At 46.7% G+C, this 16,826-nt stretch carries 13 protein-coding genes; 8 read left to right on the forward strand and 5 right to left on the reverse strand.

Annotated elements, in window-relative coordinates:
* Positions 1–45: 45 nt before the first annotated feature.
* Complete coding sequence (locus VFC92_11605; protein ID HZK08833.1) at positions 46–933, reverse strand: nucleoside phosphorylase; 888 nt, start codon at positions 931–933, stop codon at positions 46–48.
* Positions 934–1,007: 74 nt separating this feature from the next.
* On the opposite strand from VFC92_11605, the gene VFC92_11610 reads away from it, so the two are divergent.
* The gene (locus VFC92_11610; GenBank protein ID HZK08834.1) at positions 1,008–2,249 is read left to right on the forward strand and encodes a competence/damage-inducible protein A; all 1,242 of its coding nucleotides are present in this window, start codon (positions 1,008–1,010) and stop codon (positions 2,247–2,249) included.
* Between the two features lie 350 nt (positions 2,250–2,599).
* Here VFC92_11610 and VFC92_11615 read toward each other — a convergent pair whose 3' ends face one another.
* From VFC92_11615 to VFC92_11625, 3 genes are all read right to left on the reverse strand, one after another.
* Positions 2,600–3,451, reverse strand: a complete 852-nt coding sequence (locus tag VFC92_11615; GenBank protein HZK08835.1) for a bifunctional methionine sulfoxide reductase B/A protein — start codon at positions 3,449–3,451, stop codon at positions 2,600–2,602.
* Between the two features lie 356 nt (positions 3,452–3,807).
* The gene (locus VFC92_11620; GenBank protein HZK08836.1) at positions 3,808–5,175 is read right to left on the reverse strand and encodes an efflux RND transporter periplasmic adaptor subunit; all 1,368 of its coding nucleotides are present in this window, start codon (positions 5,173–5,175) and stop codon (positions 3,808–3,810) included.
* 83 nt (positions 5,176–5,258) lie between these two features.
* Positions 5,259–6,626, reverse strand: a complete 1,368-nt coding sequence (locus VFC92_11625; GenBank protein HZK08837.1) for a TolC family protein — start codon at positions 6,624–6,626, stop codon at positions 5,259–5,261.
* 281 nt (positions 6,627–6,907) lie between these two features.
* On the opposite strand from VFC92_11625, the gene VFC92_11630 reads away from it, so the two are divergent.
* The 5 genes from VFC92_11630 (at position 6,908) to VFC92_11650 (ending at position 13,923) form a co-directional block, all read left to right on the forward strand.
* Positions 6,908–9,292: a M1 family aminopeptidase gene (locus tag VFC92_11630; protein ID HZK08838.1), complete on the forward strand. Its 2,385-nt coding sequence runs from the start codon at positions 6,908–6,910 to the stop codon at positions 9,290–9,292.
* Between the two features lie 282 nt (positions 9,293–9,574).
* The gene (locus tag VFC92_11635; GenBank protein HZK08839.1) at positions 9,575–10,915 is read left to right on the forward strand and encodes a hydroxymethylglutaryl-CoA reductase; all 1,341 of its coding nucleotides are present in this window, start codon (positions 9,575–9,577) and stop codon (positions 10,913–10,915) included.
* The gene (locus tag VFC92_11640) at positions 10,915–11,871 is read left to right on the forward strand and encodes a GYDIA family GHMP kinase (GenBank protein HZK08840.1); all 957 of its coding nucleotides are present in this window, start codon (positions 10,915–10,917) and stop codon (positions 11,869–11,871) included. The genes VFC92_11635 and VFC92_11640 overlap by 1 nt, the downstream gene beginning before the upstream one ends.
* Positions 11,872–11,881: 10 nt before the next feature.
* The gene (locus tag VFC92_11645; protein ID HZK08841.1) at positions 11,882–12,964 is read left to right on the forward strand and encodes a hypothetical protein; all 1,083 of its coding nucleotides are present in this window, start codon (positions 11,882–11,884) and stop codon (positions 12,962–12,964) included.
* A complete protein-coding gene (locus VFC92_11650) occupies positions 12,961–13,923 on the forward strand; it encodes a hypothetical protein (GenBank protein HZK08842.1) in 963 nt (320 codons plus the stop codon). Before VFC92_11645 ends, VFC92_11650 begins: the two co-directional genes overlap by 4 nt.
* 32 nt (positions 13,924–13,955) lie before the next feature.
* On the opposite strand, the gene VFC92_11655 is transcribed toward VFC92_11650, so the two are convergent.
* Positions 13,956–14,978: a hypothetical protein gene (locus tag VFC92_11655; protein HZK08843.1), complete on the reverse strand. Its 1,023-nt coding sequence runs from the start codon at positions 14,976–14,978 to the stop codon at positions 13,956–13,958.
* Positions 14,979–15,378: 400 nt separating this feature from the next.
* On the opposite strand from VFC92_11655, the gene VFC92_11660 reads away from it, so the two are divergent.
* Positions 15,379–16,479, forward strand: a complete 1,101-nt coding sequence (locus VFC92_11660) for an alkene reductase (GenBank protein ID HZK08844.1) — start codon at positions 15,379–15,381, stop codon at positions 16,477–16,479.
* A gap of 83 nt (positions 16,480–16,562) precedes the next feature.
* Complete coding sequence (locus VFC92_11665) at positions 16,563–16,772, forward strand: RNA-binding S4 domain-containing protein (protein ID HZK08845.1); 210 nt, start codon at positions 16,563–16,565, stop codon at positions 16,770–16,772.
* The last annotated feature ends 54 nt before the right edge of the window (positions 16,773–16,826 follow it).

The following is a 16,826-nucleotide window of genomic DNA, read 5'->3' on the forward strand; positions in this document are numbered from 1 at the left end:
CGATCAGAGTGGCCTTTTTTATAAAAATATGTTTGATAATGATTTTTACATTTCACTGGTGATCCGTTCCAGCACCAGGTCTATCAGGCTATTGATAGATTGATGATAATCTTTTGAATAAGTGCTGTTGGCGCGGTTGGCGATGATAGCACAAACTGTTAACGCCTGATGGCCGAGAAGTTTGCTCAGACCATAGAGTGCTGAAGTTTCCATTTCGAAATTGATAATCCGGTGGCCTTTATAACGCAGTGCTGCCATTTTATCCATGAGCTGCGGATGTTGCAGCGGGATACGGATGACGCGTCCCTGCGGACCATAAAATCCCGGTGCTGTAGCTGTGATGCCGCTATTCATGCCACCGGCGAGTTTTGCAAAAAGTGAAGGCGAACATTCGACGGCATAGGGATAAGGCAAATCTTTATGCCAGCCTGTTTGCTCAATAAAAGCATCCGAAAGATCCTGATCAGTCACATGGCTGCTGTCGTAAAACTTGAGCAGGCCGTCGAGGCCGATGCCATGCGTGGAAGCAGCAAACGAATCCACGGGAATATCGGGTTGCACAGCGCCACTGGTTCCCAGCCGCACGATGTTGAGCGAGGTATGCTTTGGTTTGATGGTGCGCGTGGCAAAATCAACATTTACTAAAGCATCCAGCTCGTTGATGACGATGTCGATGTTGTCGGTGCCCATGCCGGTAGAAAGCACCGTGAGGAATTTATTATTAAAAAAACCAGTATGACAAACCATCTCACGGTTACGGCTTCGGTTGACAATCTTATCGAAACGCGCCGATATCTTTTCTACCCGGTCGGGGTCGCCAACGAGAATTATATTTTCGGCTACATCTTCCGGATGGATATTCAAATGATAAACTGTTCCCGAAGGATTTATAATCAATTCGGATTCGGCAATGCGAGGATTAGGTTTTGTCATGATCAATAAAATTCTGAAAGCGTTTAGTTTCCTACTTTTGCGAAAAAAAAGCACAAAGTTAATTAAATCAAAATATGAAAGCAGAGATCATTACTATAGGCGACGAGCTGCTCATCGGGCAGGTTGTCGATACCAATTCGGCCTGGATGGCTGAGCATTTCAATCTTGTTGGTTTGGAAATACATCAGATCACCAGCATCAGCGACGAGCGCAACCACATACTCTCAGCGCTCGCGCTGGCAGCGCAAAGAGCCACAGTAATTCTTATTACCGGTGGCCTGGGTCCTACCAACGATGATCTTACAAAACCTACGCTATGCGAATATTTCAACACACCATTGGTTTTTCATCAGCCTACTTACGATCATATCGAGCGACTTTTCCGGCAGCGTGGCTATCCCATGACGGAAGTTAACCGCCACCAGGCCGATGTTCCACAGTCGTGCACCGTCATCCCAAATGCTAACGGAACTGCGCCGGGGATGTGGTTTGAGCACGAGGGGATTATATACATTTCGATGCCAGGCGTTCCTTTTGAGATGAAGCCAATGATGCTGAACGAGATTTTACCCCGGCTGCTCAAACGATTCGAAGGCTCATTTATACTTCACCGAACGATATTGACACAGGGCATCGGTGAATCGGCTCTGGCGGAAACCATCGAAACCTGGGAAAATGCGCTTCCCGCGAATATCAAACTGGCTTATCTGCCTCAGCCTGGCATTGTGCGACTTCGTCTCACAGCTACCGGCGAGAATAAACAGGAGCTTACCGCGATAATTCAAGACCAGATCGAACAGTTATTACAAATCATTCCTGATCTGGTTTTTGGTTTTAATGACGATTCTTTAGAAGCTGTGGTAGGCAATCTGCTGCATAAAAAACACCGCACTGTTTCCACAGCCGAAAGCTGTACGGGAGGATATTTGGCGCACCTGATCACCTCAGTGGCGGGAAGTTCAAACTGGTATCAGGGTTCCGTAGTGGCCTATCAAAATCGTATAAAAACACAGACACTGGCGGTTTCCGAAAAAATATTGAAAGAACATGGCGCTGTGAGCCAACAAGTAGCGGAGGCAATGGCCGATGGCATGCGCAAATCGTTCGGCACCGACTATGCATTGGCTGTTTCAGGAATTGCAGGTCCAGACGGCGGCAGCGACGAAAAGCCCGTTGGCACCACCTGGATCGCCCTATCTACAGCGCAAGGTGTTACTTCTAAAAAGTTTCTCTTTGGCGAGCATCGTCAACGCAACATTCGGAAGGCAGCATTGACCGCACTCAATATGCTGCGCATGGAGCTGCTCAGAGAATAAGGTGTTGGTTTTTTAATCTTTAAAAAAGAAGTATACAACCGGAAAATAATGTCACTCCTTCGGAGTTTCTGATGGGATCGTTTGCCAACCATTCGGGCTATAACCCTGTCACTCCTTCGGAGTTAAGGTAAGGTCATTTGTCAACCAGTCATAGTATTATCCTGTAAATACTTCCAGGTCTCATTTTTATTTACAGACCCGTTTTTATTCAAATCCATCATATGCAACTATTCTGATGCAACCCCAAAGGGGTGATATTTTTATAGCAATGATGAATTTAACGCCAATTAGAACCCCGAAGGGGTGATAGGTTAATTCATGACGAATTTATTACTCCAATCCATCGGAATTTAAAAAACCTCTCTTTTAATATGACAATAAGGCGTTCCACCTCTTTTGTCGTAATAACCCTGGTGATACTTCTCAGCGGGGAAAAACTCCTGCACTTTCTCCAGCTTAGTGGCTACCTTATAACCTTTGGCAGTGAGCTGATCAATCAGTTTTTGGGCAGTTTTCTTTTGCTGGTCGTCGGTATAAAAAATTACTGAGCGATACTGGTCGCCAATATCAGGACCCTGCCCGCCAATCTGCGTAAAGTCGTGCGTCTCGAAGTAGAGTTTCGTCAACTCCTCATAAGAAATTTTTGAAGGATCAAATTCAACTTTTACCGTTTCGGCGTGCCCCGTGCGGCCTGTGCATACCTGCTCATAGGATGGGTTTTTTACGTGACCACCTGTGTAACCTGAGGTGGCCGACTTCACCCCCTTGGCTTTGGCCAGATAATATTCGGTGCCCCAGAAGCATCCGGAGGCAAAATAGGCCACGCCTTTCTCGATAGCTTTTTGTGCCGGAATAAATTCCATGGAAATAGAGTTGACGCAATGACGCGTGTCTTTGGGAGTGTAGTCTTCGCCCATAAAGACATGCCCCAGGTGTCCGCCGCAGTTGGCGCAAATGATTTCGGTACGGCGGCCGTCGGCATCGCGAACGTGTTTTACGGCACCGTCGATCTCATCGTCGAAACTCGGCCAGCCACAATTCGACTCAAACTTGTCCTGTGAGCGATAAAGCGCTGCACCGCATTGACGGCATACGTATTTACCTTCGGCGGTATTTTTATACAACTCGCCGGTGTAGGGCATTTCGGTTCCTTTGTTCAATATCACCCGCGCTTCTTCGGGCGTCAGTTGTTTGTATTTCATCGTTTCCTGTGCATTGGTTTGTAAAAATAATATGGATGTCAACAAAAATAATAATGTGCTTAAATGTAGTGGTTTCATTTTTGGTAGTTTTGATTAATAACTACCAAACCCGCCAAAATGTTCTGGATGTAAGATCAAGAAATGACGCAGGGTTGCAATCATTTACTCCTCGTTATTCAAAGGGAGAACTCTTTTTATAATTAATACCTGCTATGCCCGTCAATAGGACGCAAAGTAGTAAATAGGAGAGTTTTGATATAGCTCGATGAACACACTGCCAGCAAGAAAATGCAGACACTATTTACTCACGCAGATTATTTTAGACCAAAAAAAGAATGAAATGACGATCTGAAATCCTACTTTTCATCATACAACTTATCCTTGCTAACTACCTGCACGTCCTGCCCGTTTTCGAGCGTTCGCGAAACGGCACGATAAGGACCCGTAATCACCTCCTGATCTTCTTCGAGGCCTTCCACTATCTGGATGTTGGTGTTATCCTGAACACCGGATTTCACAGCAGCTATGCGTGCTTTTCCATCTTCAATCAAAAAAACGTATTCAGTTATCTTCTCTTCGGAGGATTTTTGACTGACGCTTTTTATTTCGCCATCACCGCCCTGGGTTTGTGCCTGCCGACTGCCCGACAGCGTTTTACCGGTAGTGTCGGCGCGGGTAGTAACCGCCTGAATGGGAACGGTGAGCACATTGCCCTCACGCTTGGTTTGTATATCGACAGTAGTAGACATGCCTGGCCGGAAAGGCGAGTAAAATGGATTATTGTCGGGAATGAGGTCGTCGTACGATTCCTTTAGCAACCTGATCTTTACCTGAAAATTAGTTACCTGATCGGCACTTACTCCCGTTACATCAGCCGAAGTAGCTATTTCGGTAACGAGACCTTTAAATTTTCGGTTGAGATAAGCGTCAACTTCTATCAAAGCAGTATCGTTGAGATGCACACGAACAATGTCGTTTTCGTTCACCTGCACCACGGCCTCCATGCTGTTGAGGTTGGCAATGCGCATCAACTCGGTACCGGCCGAAAACTGGGAGGCTCCCGAAACACGTTCGCCTTTTTCTACAATTAATTTACTAATGGTGCCATCGGAAGGTGCATAGATAGCTGTTTTGGTGAGATTTTCGCGCGACTCGCGCAAGGAGGCTTCTGCGCTGGCCACCTGAAATTCGGCAGATTTTACATTTTCTTTAGCGGCCTGTACTTCGGCTTTTGCCACTTCGTATTGCGAAAGTGCCGTTTCGTATTCGGCATTGGAGATCACTTTTTCTTCCCATAGCTTCTTGTTGCGATCGAAGGAGAGCTGTGCTGAAGTGAACTGCGCTTCGCTTTGCACCAGCCGCGCCCGGGAGTTGGCCACAGCAGCACGCTGCGACTGTAATCCGGCCTCGCTGCGCTCGTAATTGCTGCGGTAAATCTCCGGGTCGATTTTGGCCAACAGATCACCTTCGCTCACTTCGTCGCCTTCGCGCACTTTCAGTTCTACCACCTCGCCCGAGATGTAAGGCGTTATTTTCACCTCTTTCTCCGGCTGTATTTTGCCGTTGGCCGAAACCGTTTCTACGATGGTGCGTCGTGTCACCTTTTCGGTGGTCACCTTAACGCCACTTTTTGCTCCAATGGCGCCTTTATTTTTTAATACAGCAAGAACAATCAGTACTGCAACTACTGCTATCGCAATGATGATCCATGTCTTTTTTTTCATTTGATCGAATATGGGTGTAAATTTTGAAGTCCAAAAATAAAAAAATTCATTTGTTAAAGACTGGTTGCCCTCACTTCCGAAAGTTATCGCGGCATCGTGAGGGGCAGCCCCATGTAAAAATCGAGGATTATTTCTTTAAAAACATAATCATATCGGGCACGTATCAGCTCCGACTCGGCTGATGCCAATTGTGTTTTGGCAATATTATAATCCAACGAATTCGATAATCCTACATTAAACTTCTGCTCGGTGTACCGGAACGATTCCTGAAATGAAGTGACCGATTTCCTGGTGGCAATGAAGCTTTTGTAAGCTGCCTTTGCATCGCTGTAGGCCTGTTCGATGCTTTTGCGAAGCGTATTGAGCGTAAGCTCGTAATTATACTCAGCATTGGTGGCGTTTATCTTGGCCAGGCTAACATTAGAAGACGCCTGGTACCCGTTAAAAATCGGAATATTGAGGCTGAGTCCCAGGTAGCGTGATTGGTTGTTGCGCAACTGATCGCCAAAAGTCATCACACCACCAAAGTTAGCAGAAGTAGTATCAAAGTCAGGGAAGTTGCTCGAGTAGTTGGTTCCCCATCCTGTCGCGAGGCTCAGGGTAGGACTCAACCGTCCTTTGGCAATAGCCACATCTTTGTAGGCGCTTTCCACGTCGAGCTCTGCTTTTTTAATCTGCGGCAGCCGTTCCGAAGCCAGCGTATAAATGGTGCCCAGAGTTGGCAATTCGCCTGTAATCTCGAATTCTATCACCGGAACATCTATCTCAAAATCGGTGTCAGCAGGCAAATCGAGGATTTGGAGCAAATCGAGGTAGGCCAGATCCAGGGAGTTTTCGTAGTTGATAACCGAGAGCTCCTCACCAGCGTTTTGCGCCTGAATCTCCAGCAGGCTTCCGCGTGCCAAAGTTCCGGCTGCCACCAGTTTTTCGGTGCGTGCTATTTGCGCATCAGAAATAACCACCTGTTCGCGTGCTACTTTCAGCAGCTCACGGTTGAAAAGTATCGAAAGATAAGCCTGCGTAAGCATCAGCGAGATGTCATCCTTCATCTTATCGGTGGCATATTTGCTCGACTGAAATTCAATCTTTTGTTTCTTGATGGTGTTTTGCTTCTGCAATCCGGCAAAGAGCACCAGATTGGCGTTGAGCCCAAGGTTTCCCTGGCGCGTCTCACGATCGACATATAAGTTGAGCGCCTGGTCGAGGTAACGCCCCCAGTTGTAGCTAAAACCAGCACTCGAATTGAGGCTGGGCAACAGGCTTAGCTTGCTCTCGAGCAGCGTTACCCCGCTCGCCTCAATATTGAGCTCGCTCTGCTTTATCTGAATGTTGTTTTGAATCGCATACTCAATGCAGCTTTCAAGCGTCCAGATGCGGTTTTGCCCATGCAGAGAGCTGTGCATCCAAAAAGCAATAAATAAAAATAGCAATGGGAGAAAGTGTTTTTTCATCGTCTCGGTATTCTTATGGTAATGACGTTTATCAAAATTTTTATCTATAATGTGATTTGACAGCGACATCCTAAACTAAAAACATGCCATGCCACCAAGTGCTTTGTAATGAGCAAATAAGCTATTTTTGTAGTTTTTAACTGTAAACTTTTTATTCGCTGGTTTACAAATCAGGTTCACCTTCATACAACTTGTTAAACCGCGAAAGTAGTTTTTTTGATTTGGATGATCATTTTTCAGCACGAAATTATAATTTTACCGATCAATACAAAAACAAAATCATGAGACATCTCACCTTCCTAATCTTTACTGCAGTGATCTTTTTTTCGGGTATGACGCCACAAACCATTGTAGCACAGACAAACTCTCCCCGCAAAGGACTGCCTGCAACCTCACAACTCAGCGACACCCTCGATGCGCTTCATTACACTATTTTTCTTGATGAAGTAAACACTCAGGCCAAAACAATTACCGCACGCTGCAAGGTGCAATTGCAAAGCAAAGTAAATAACCTTCAGACGATTACGCTGCAGCTGCGCAGCCTCACCGTAGATCAGGTGCTAGTAAACAATGCAGCTGTAACAAATTATTCTCATACCACCGACTTGCTCCGTATTCCGCTGACGCAGCCCATGCAAAGCGGCCAACAGGCAGAGGTGGAAGTACATTATCACGGTGCGCCATTCTACAGCAACTGGGGCGGCTACCATTTCAACGGCACTTACTCTTTTAATCTTGGTGTGGGCATTTCCACCGACCCGCACAACCTGGGCAAAACCTGGTTTCCGTGCATCGACGATTTTCACGACCGCGCCACCTACGAAATTTTCGCAACGGTTCCTAACGATGAAATGGCTGTAGCCGGTGGGCTGCTGCTCGAAGTTACCGACAACGGAAACGGAACTCATACGTATCATTGGAGCCTCAGCAACACCATTCCCACCTACCTGGCCTCGGTAGCTACCGGTAATTACAGCAAAGTAACGTACACTTTTAACTCAATAAGTGGCGATGAAATTCCCGTAGAGATTTATGTAAAGCCTGCTGACACGGCAAAGGTAGCGGGCACTTTTTCGACACTGCTGCAGGTGCTTGATGCTTACGAATATTATTTTGGCCCCTACCGCTGGGAACGCGTGGGCTATGTAGGAACAGCCATAGGAGCTATGGAACACACCACCAACATCGCCCTTCCGCATTTTTGTATTAATGGCAATCTCAACTACGAATCGCTGATCGCGCACGAGCTTTCGCATCATTGGTTTGGCGATCTGGTAACGTGCGCCTCTGCCGAAGATATGTGGATCAACGAGGGCTGGGCAGTGTTTTGTGAGTCGATGTACCGCGAAGCACTTTATGGTGTAGCAGCTTACCGTTCCGATATGTTTGCACGCCACAAAGATGTGTTGCACACCGCACACATTGACGATGGCGGCTTTCTGGCACTTTACGGAATCCCAACGGAACAAACTTATGGCACAACTGTCTATCAAAAAGGCGCGCTGGTGATACACACGCTGCGCAACTACATGGGCGACAGCTTGTTTTTTCCGGCAGTTCAGGATTATCTCGAAACGTATGCCTATGATTATATCGACTCGTGGGAAATACGCGATTTCCTTTCTGCAAGCAGTGGGATGAATTTAACCGACTTTTTCGACACCTGGATTTTTAGTCCCGGTTTCCCGGAATATTCTATCGACTCATTTCAGGTGGTGCCTTTTGGCAATGAGCATGAGGTAACGGTTTTTGCAAAGCAGAAATACAGAGGTCCCGGCACTATTGGTAATTCCGTTCGGGTAGAAGTCACTTTCTTGGATGCTCAGCGTAGAATGGAAACACGCCTGATGGAATTTTCAGGCGAAACCGGTGAGCAAACTTTTGTGGTGCCACTGCTGCCAGTAACGGTGCTGGCCGACTTTTACGATAAAATAGGCGATGCCACCACCGACAAGTCGCTCACCGCCAGTGCACCTTTCTCGCAAAGTTATTCCGATTTGATGTGTAAAATAGGAATCACCGAAATAGCTCCCGGCGACACTGCTTTTATTCGTATGACCCATCGTTGGGTGGCGCCCGATGAACCCAAAAATCCCGTCAACGGCATCACCCTTTCCAATGCACATCACTGGCGCATCGATGCCGTGACCGCCGAAAGCACCGAGCTGAAAGGTAGTTTTATGTACAGCAAATTCAACCATCTGGATCATGAACTGATGAGCGACCCCAACGATTCTATCGGCGTAATGTACCGCGCCGACCGAGCTGCCGACTGGGAGCCAGTATTTGCCGAAAAAACCGGCTCGAATAATATTGGCTATTTCGATCTGCCCGTGCTACTGCCCGGAGAATATACGCTGGCAGCCTGGGACGATCTTTACGTTGGCATGGAAGATAGTCCTGCCGAAGGTCCCGACACAGAAATCTCCATCTTCCCCAATCCCGCCGATGATATTGTTTTTATCACCCTCGGAAAACGCAATGCTACTACTGTTGAGATTTTTAATACCAAAGGCCAGCTTACCGACACCATTAATAACTTCCAGCGGCTCAAAAACCTGCAGTACGATTCGCGCAGGCTACGCCCGGGAAGCTATATCCTGAAGTTTCTGGATCACAATGGACGTGAGATTGAAAACCACAAACTTATTGTCAAGGAAAGATAAATGATCATTAATCAAAAGGTTACACTATTTTAAATCCAGTAATACCCAATGTCGAATTGCTGAGGACTAAGCTGGACATGAGGACAGATCAAAATAAGTTGCCAATGCATCACTATCTTGGCGAAAAGTACGAAGCGATTAATTTGTTTAATAATTAATTAAAACCATTAAACAATTATTTATGCCACTTGTTATTCGGCTGATTTAATTGAAAACGTTTGCAACGACATGCCCATAAATTGACATTTTACAAAAAACTATTTTTGCAGAAAATTCTTGAAAATGTACTCAAAACAGATTATAAGCGGTTTCTCAAAATACAACAAGCAGGCAAAGCTGGAGCTGATCGCCAGTCGTTTCGACAACCCCGATCTGATCATCGACGAACTGAAGAGTTACTGGCATGAAGATGCTGCGCTGCAAAAGCTTTTTGATGAGTTTAGTGAGAACACCATCACCAACTTTTTCTTTCCGATGGGCGTAGTTCCCAACGTCAACATCAACGGGCATCATCATGTCGTTCCGATGGTCATCGAAGAAAGTTCGGTGGTGGCAGCAGCGTCCAACAGCGCCAAATTCTGGGCTGACAAAGGTGGCTTCCATGCGCAGGTGCTTTCGACGACTAAAATCGGGCAGGTACATTTTATCTGGCAGGGCGATACAGAAAAGCTGCAGGCATTGTTTCCACAACTAAAACAGGAACTACTGCTGGGCACCCAACATCTCACCGAAAGCATGGAACAACGCGGCGGCGGCATCAGCAACATCGAGCTGATCGACAAAACTGCGGAGCTCGAAAACTATTACCAACTAAAAGCATCTTTTGAAACTGTGGATGCGATGGGCGCCAATTTTATCAATTCGGTGCTTGAGGAATTTGCCTCCATCCTTGAAATTCATTTTGATGAAAACGAACACTATCAAGGCCGTGAGAAAGAATGCCGCGTAATCATGTCGATATTGAGCAACTACACGCCTGAATGTCTTGTGAAAGTGGAAGTTGCTTGTGACATAGCCAGCCTGCGCAACGCCGACATTGACGACCCGGAAAATTTTGCCTGGAAATTTGAAAAAGCGGTGCAGATTGCGCACATCGATGTTCATCGGGCTGTAACCCACAACAAAGGGATTTACAACGGAATAGACTCCGTGGCGCTGGCCACCGGCAACGACTTCAGAGCCATCGAAGCGGCTGGCCACGCTTTTGCGGCACGCTCAGGGCACTATCGCTCACTCACCGAAATAGATGTCTCCAACGGCAAATTTCATTATAGCCTCACCGTGCCGCTGTCGCTTGGTACCGTAGGCGGCCTCACCGCCCTACATCCCATGGCCAACTTTTCGCTGCGGCTGCTACACAACCCTACTGCTCCACAACTCATGATGATAGCAGCCTCGATGGGTTTGGCTAATAATTTCGGCGCCATCAAATCGCTGGTGACCAAAGGCATCCAGGTTGGCCACATGAAGATGCATCTGATGAATATTCTAAACAGCATAGAAATGTCGGAACATGAGAAAAAGCTCGCCACCGCTCATTTTGCCATTCACAAAGTATCATTTACCGCTGTCAGGAAATTCATCATTGGATTGCGAAAAGAAGAGAAAATCGAAAAATTCTAATGTCGGAAACAAAAACTTTTTCTGCTCACGGCAAATTTTTGCTCACCGCCGAATACCTGGTCCTCAACGGAGCAACAGCGCTTGCCATTCCGCTGCGAATGGGACAGGATTTACAGGTGATCATCAGTCAGGAGCCGTCTGCAGGTAAAATTTACTGGACAGCCCGCGATCAGGAAAAAATCTGGTTTGAGGCAGTTTTTGATATTAATAAACATAAAGTAATACAAAGCAGTGACGCTGACAAGGCGGCCTATCTCGAAAAGCTGTTGAATGCAGCAGCCCATCTGAATCCAAAGGCTTTAGATATTAATAATAATTATAAAGTTGAAACCCGCCTTGGATTTCGCCCCCAATGGGGATTGGGAAGCAGCAGTACGTTGATCAGCAATGTTGCCCGTTGGTTCGATGTGGATTCCTATGCACTTCATTTTGCGATAAGCAATGGCTCCGGATATGATATTGCCTGCGCCACTGCCGCCACACCTATATTTTATACGCTTGCGCAAAAAAATATTCCACAGGTTGAAAAGGTGAATTTTTATCCACATTTTTCCGACCAGATATTCTTTGTTTATTCCGGTCGCAAGCAACAATCGGAAGGAAGCGTGCGGCAACATCAGCCAAATATCGCTATGTCGGGCGATAAAATTATTCAGGCCAGCCGTTTGTCAATAGCAATGGCACAGGCAGCCACGCTCGAAGAATTTGAAGACATCATACACGAACACAACCAAATGATGTCGCGCGTGTTGCAGAACCCTTCGGCGGCAGAAACACTTCTTCCCGGCTTTCCGGGAGCTGTAAAATGGCTGGGCGCCTGGGGCGGCGACTTTGTGATGGTTACCTGGCAACATGGCCTGGAGGAATTGAAAAGCTATTTAAAAAATAAAGGATTTGATACCCTGTTTGCTTTTCAGCAAATGGTGGCCTTCGATAATATTTTTACAAAAAGCTGAACTGAAAAAAATGAATTATTTTAAAGAGAGAAAAATCGAACCCAAATCGGGCGAAGTCTCCTGGCAAAGCCCCAGCAACATTGCGCTGATAAAATATTGGGGGAAAAAAGGATTTCAACTGCCGGCCAACCCATCACTTAGTTTTACGCTTAGCGAGTCGGTAACGCGAACTTTCATGTCCTACAAACCCGCCGCCGACCCGGAGCATTTTAAAGTAGAGCTGATGTTCGAAGGAAAGATCAATCGACAGTTTAGCAATAAGGTAAAGGCCTATTTTAATCTTTTGCAGGAGCAGATTCCATTTTTAAAATTTTTTGATTACGAAATCAATACCACCAACACCTTTCCTCATTCTGCGGGCATTGCTTCGTCGGCCTCAGCCATGAGTTCGCTGGCTTTGTGCCTGTGCGACATGGAACAAATTATAGGGAATGTTCCCGATTCAGAAAAAATGAAGTTTTACGAAAAGGCCTCTTTTTGTGCACGCATCGGCTCGGGCAGTGCTGCGCGAAGTGTGTATGGCGGTGTGGTGAGCTGGGGCGAGATTAAAACGGCTCCCGGCACATCCGACCTCTTCGCTACCCCGGTTACACAAAACATTCATCCGGTTTTTGAAAACTATCACGATTCCATACTTATCGTTAATCGTGGTGAGAAAAAAGTATCGAGCACCCAGGGACACCAATTGATGAACAATCACCCGTTTGCTTCGGCGCGTTACACACAGGCCGCCAACAATCTGGAGAAACTGCTGGAGGTGCTTTCAGCCGGCGATCTCGAAACATTTATCAGCATCACCGAGCAGGAGGCACTTACGCTGCACGGCATGATGATGTCGTCGATGCCCGGATACATTTTGATGGAACCCAACACACTGAATGTCATCAATGCCATCCGCAGCTATCGCGCTGAAAGTGGCGTGCCGGTAAGTTTTACGCTCGACGCCGGTCCCAATGTACATGTGCTTTATCCGCAACAATATGCATCGCAGGTACAGGATTTTATCAAACAGGAACTTTTACAATGGTGTGTTGACGGCGCAATAATCAACGACCACATGGGCACCGGCCCGGAAAGGATATCCCGCAAATGATTATTAAAGAAGGCGTTTTCTACGCAAAAATTCTCCTTTTTGGCGAGTACAGCATCATGTGCGACTCGATGGCGCTTACGGTGCCATACACACATTTCAAGGGAGAGCTGAGTTTTATTAATGAAGATAAATACACCAATCTGACTTTCGCTGAAGAGTCGAATAGTTCGTTGCGCGAGTTTTTGACCTGGTTGCAAAGCATGCACGACAAAGGCGAACTATTGGTAAATCTCGATCTGGAAACTCTGGCTGCGGATGTGGATGCTGGCATGTATTTCGAGTCGTCGATACCGCAAGGTTATGGTGTGGGGAGTTCGGGAGCTTTGGTGGCTGCTATTTATGAACGTTACGCGCTGCAACGCATCAGGCCCTCCGACCAAATCAGCACAGAAGAGTTTGCGCAACTCAAGAAAATCTTCGCCAGAATGGAATCGTTTTTTCATGGTGTGAGCTCCGGCATGGACCCACTCAACTCTTACGTGCGCAATCCTTTGCTCATCAAACCCAATCACCACATTGAGCCGGTGGGCATCCCCCGCGACTTCTCCACAAATGGAGGCATCTTTCTTATCAATACCGGCATATCGGGCAAGACAGGTCCGTTGGTAAGTTTGTTTTTTGATAATTGCAAACAGGCTGCTTTTATGAAGTTGGTGAAGGAAGAGATGATACCGTTGACCAATAAAAGTATCGAAGCAATCCTCAGTGGCGACATCCGTGAGTTTTTCAAAAACCTGAAGTCGCTGTCGCATTTCCTCCTTTCGCACCTCAAACCCATGATTCCGTCGGCTTTCATCGACGTATGGAAAAGAGGCATGGACACTGGAACCTATTATCTCAAATTGTGTGGCTCGGGCGGCGGTGGCTTTTTGTTAGGTTTTGCCGAAGACCTCGACAAGGCGCAGAAGATGTTGCTTTCGCAAAATGTGGAGATCATACCCGTTTCGAGGTTTCAATAAGAAAAAAAACTCTTCGAATTTGCCGGTTAAGATCAAAACTTCAACCCAAAACTTGCCAGCAGCATGGCTTGTTCTTTTGCAGAATAATACCTGCCATTCACGGCAATCGTAAAATGCTGCAGCGGTTCATACTGGATTCCTCCCAACAAATAATCGATGTTGTTTGTAGCTGCAGAATGATACCGATCCCACCGAGCTAAAAGCGTGAATTTTGGCGCAAACAGCACCGATCCAAACACAGAAAAGGCATCTACATCTTTGGTGTTTTCAAAATCTAAATTGTTGATGTGGCTATATTCAGCGCCAAGCATAAATTGTTTTTGGCGAAAGCCTGAAAAAAAGCTGATCACCGATTTGTCGTCTTTTGTTGCCGTTGGTGCCGGAGCATAATCGGCATATAGTTTCAAAATCAATCCTTCCACCGGCGTGGCCTGCACATTGGCAGCATACAGCATTTTGCCCTGCTGATCCTGATATCTGAAAGGCCCTTCGCCATTGGTTACCGATAGTTGCACGAGCACATTTTCGTGCGGCTGCACGTCGAGCTGCGCGCCAAAGTCAGCCGGCGCACCCATCCTAAACTTTTCCTGCAACGTAACCTCCACATACCTGAAACCCCAAAAAACATCCTGCACCGTGAGGTATTGCGTGTTGAGCAACTGACCGAAACGAAGCGTAAAATGCGGACTCATCTGCCATTTTATCTCAGCCATCTTCAGATAAGCCGTGTATTTGCTGCCTTCAAAATATTCCACGCCAAGTGCATCGGGCAAATGTGTGAAATGGGTGGTGCGCGTTACATCGAGCATTATCTTGCCGCTAACGTGTTGGTTGAGATCGTGCTTGTAGCCGAGGATCCCCTGATTGAAACGAAAAGCAGCGCGAGGCTCTTCTTCGATCGCCTTTAGATTGTATTTAAAATCGGCAAATATTTGTCCGAATACGGTGCCGCGCGAAACAGGCGGAACCAAAGTGTCGGCAGCAGTTTGCGCACTTACTCTCTGAAAGCTGGAGCAAAACAGATAGATAAAAATAACAAAAATGATTTTTTTCATATGCTCATCATCGCAAAGCAAAAAAGCAGTGAGTTGCTTCTTCCTTGCGTACCGGCAAAAATAGTGAATTGTTGGGTTTGTAAAGAAGTCGGGTTTGGACAAGGCTACGGTGGCTGAGCCTGTCGAAGCCAGAGTCCGCTGTTGAACATCGATTGGTGAGCATAGTCGAACCAAGTCGAAGCCCTCGTCCACTTTATTTATACAGGCTCTTCCTGTTCTTATCCCAAAACGGTGTCATAAAAAGCAGGCTTAGCCTGCAAGAATAAATACAGCTTAGGTTGAGGTGGTTGAGCGTTGGTGGCTGAGCCTGTCGAAGCCAGCGAACCAGCTTTAAACATTTTAATTTAGATAAACAGAACCATCGCCACTGGTGCTTGTTAACTTTAAAATAAGAAACAAAATGATGCTTTTTGAAAAATATAATCTGGCCGGAACCACTCTGGCCAATCGTATTGTGATGGCGCCACTCACCCGTCGTCGTGCTGAAGAACCTGAGCTGGCGGCCAATGAATTGATTGCTGAATATTACCGACAGCGCGCCACTGCCGGATTGATCATAAGCGAGGGCAGCCAGGTTTCGCCGCAAGGTTATGGCTACAGCGGTTCGCCGGGATGCTATAGCCAGCCTCAAATTGAAGGTTGGAAAATAGTAACCAAAACCGTCCATGAGGCTGGTGGCAAGATTTTTCTTCAGCTCTGGCATGTGGGACCTTTTTCGCATCGGCTGCTGCAACCTAATGGTGATTTACCGTTGTCGGCATCAGCTGTTCAGCCTCCCGGCGAAGTACTCACACCACAGGGTCGGCTGCCTTACGAATTACCAAAACCAATGACGACCTCGGAGATTTACCAGTCCATTCGTGATTTTGGCCAGGCCGCACAAAATGCCATGACTGCTGGTTTCGACGGAGTGGAAATCCATGGAGCACATGCCTACATCATCGATCAGTTTATTATGGACAGCACCAACCACCGCACCGACGAGTTTGGAGGCATTGTTGCGAACCGCTCCAAATTTCTCTTTTTAGTAATCGAAGAAATCTTAAAATATCTGCCACCCGAAAAGGTGGGCTTGCGACTTTCGCCCGAAGGTTACCGCCCCGGTTTGTTCGATTCTGATGCACGAAAAACGTTTGGCTATATCATCGAAAAGCTAAACGAATATCGTCTGACCTACCTGCATCTTAGCGAACAGATGACGCCGGAAGAGCGCATCGAAAATGCTGAAAAGAGCTTTGTGCCGTATTATCGCAGTCTCTATCGCGGAACCTTGCTTTCGTGCGGCGGCCACAGCGGCGAGAGTGCGCGCCGGATGCTTGACGAAGGTCATGCCGATCTTATCGTTTTTGGCAAGCCTTTTATCTCCAATCCTGACCTGGTGGAAAGACTGCGAATAAATGCACCGCTGACTGCACCTGAAAAAGCTACCTTTTATCATGGCGGCGCCACGGGCTACACCGACTATCCGGCGATGAATCAAACAGCAAATAGGCTGGACTAAATGGTTTAGGAACTAAAGCTTTTATGTTTTTTGTATTGAAATAAAAATCAGCTTGCAAAGGTTATGATAGGAAAAATAGAACAATGACATTTCAACTAAACGGACAGGAATACATCGAGCTGATGAAGCTGCTAAAATTTATGGGACTGACGGATACCGGCGGTGATACCAAGCAAGCCATCGATGATGGGCTGGTGGAAGTGAATGGCCAGCAGGAATTCAGGCGACGATGCAAGCTGCGCTCAGGCGACGAGGTGGTATTTGAGGATACCACAATTACCATCGAGCCTTAAAAAAATCAAATTCCTTTCAAATCATAGCGCTACGCGTTATGCTAATGGTGTCGC

This window comes from Bacteroidales bacterium, assembly GCA_035647615.1.
Taxonomy (GTDB): Bacteria; Bacteroidota; Bacteroidia; order Bacteroidales; family 4484-276; genus SABY01.

Coding starts and splice junctions, on each gene's coding strand:
- VFC92_11660 (HZK08844.1), top strand. CDS start 15,379: ATGATGCTTTTTGAAAAATATAATCTGGCCGGAACCACTCTGGCCAAT.
- VFC92_11650 (HZK08842.1), top strand. CDS start 12,961: ATGATTATTAAAGAAGGCGTTTTCTACGCAAAAATTCTCCTTTTTGGC.
- VFC92_11630 (HZK08838.1), top strand. CDS start 6,908: ATGAGACATCTCACCTTCCTAATCTTTACTGCAGTGATCTTTTTTTCG.
- VFC92_11655 (HZK08843.1), bottom strand. CDS start 14,978: ATGAAAAAAATCATTTTTGTTATTTTTATCTATCTGTTTTGCTCCAGC.
- VFC92_11605 (HZK08833.1), bottom strand. CDS start 933: ATGACAAAACCTAATCCTCGCATTGCCGAATCCGAATTGATTATAAAT.
- VFC92_11625 (HZK08837.1), bottom strand. CDS start 6,626: ATGAAAAAACACTTTCTCCCATTGCTATTTTTATTTATTGCTTTTTGG.
- VFC92_11620 (HZK08836.1), bottom strand. CDS start 5,175: ATGAAAAAAAAGACATGGATCATCATTGCGATAGCAGTAGTTGCAGTA.
- VFC92_11615 (HZK08835.1), bottom strand. CDS start 3,451: ATGAAATACAAACAACTGACGCCCGAAGAAGCGCGGGTGATATTGAAC.
- VFC92_11640 (HZK08840.1), top strand. CDS start 10,915: ATGTCGGAAACAAAAACTTTTTCTGCTCACGGCAAATTTTTGCTCACC.
- VFC92_11610 (HZK08834.1), top strand. CDS start 1,008: ATGAAAGCAGAGATCATTACTATAGGCGACGAGCTGCTCATCGGGCAG.
- VFC92_11665 (HZK08845.1), top strand. CDS start 16,563: ATGACATTTCAACTAAACGGACAGGAATACATCGAGCTGATGAAGCTG.
- VFC92_11635 (HZK08839.1), top strand. CDS start 9,575: ATGTACTCAAAACAGATTATAAGCGGTTTCTCAAAATACAACAAGCAG.
- VFC92_11645 (HZK08841.1), top strand. CDS start 11,882: ATGAATTATTTTAAAGAGAGAAAAATCGAACCCAAATCGGGCGAAGTC.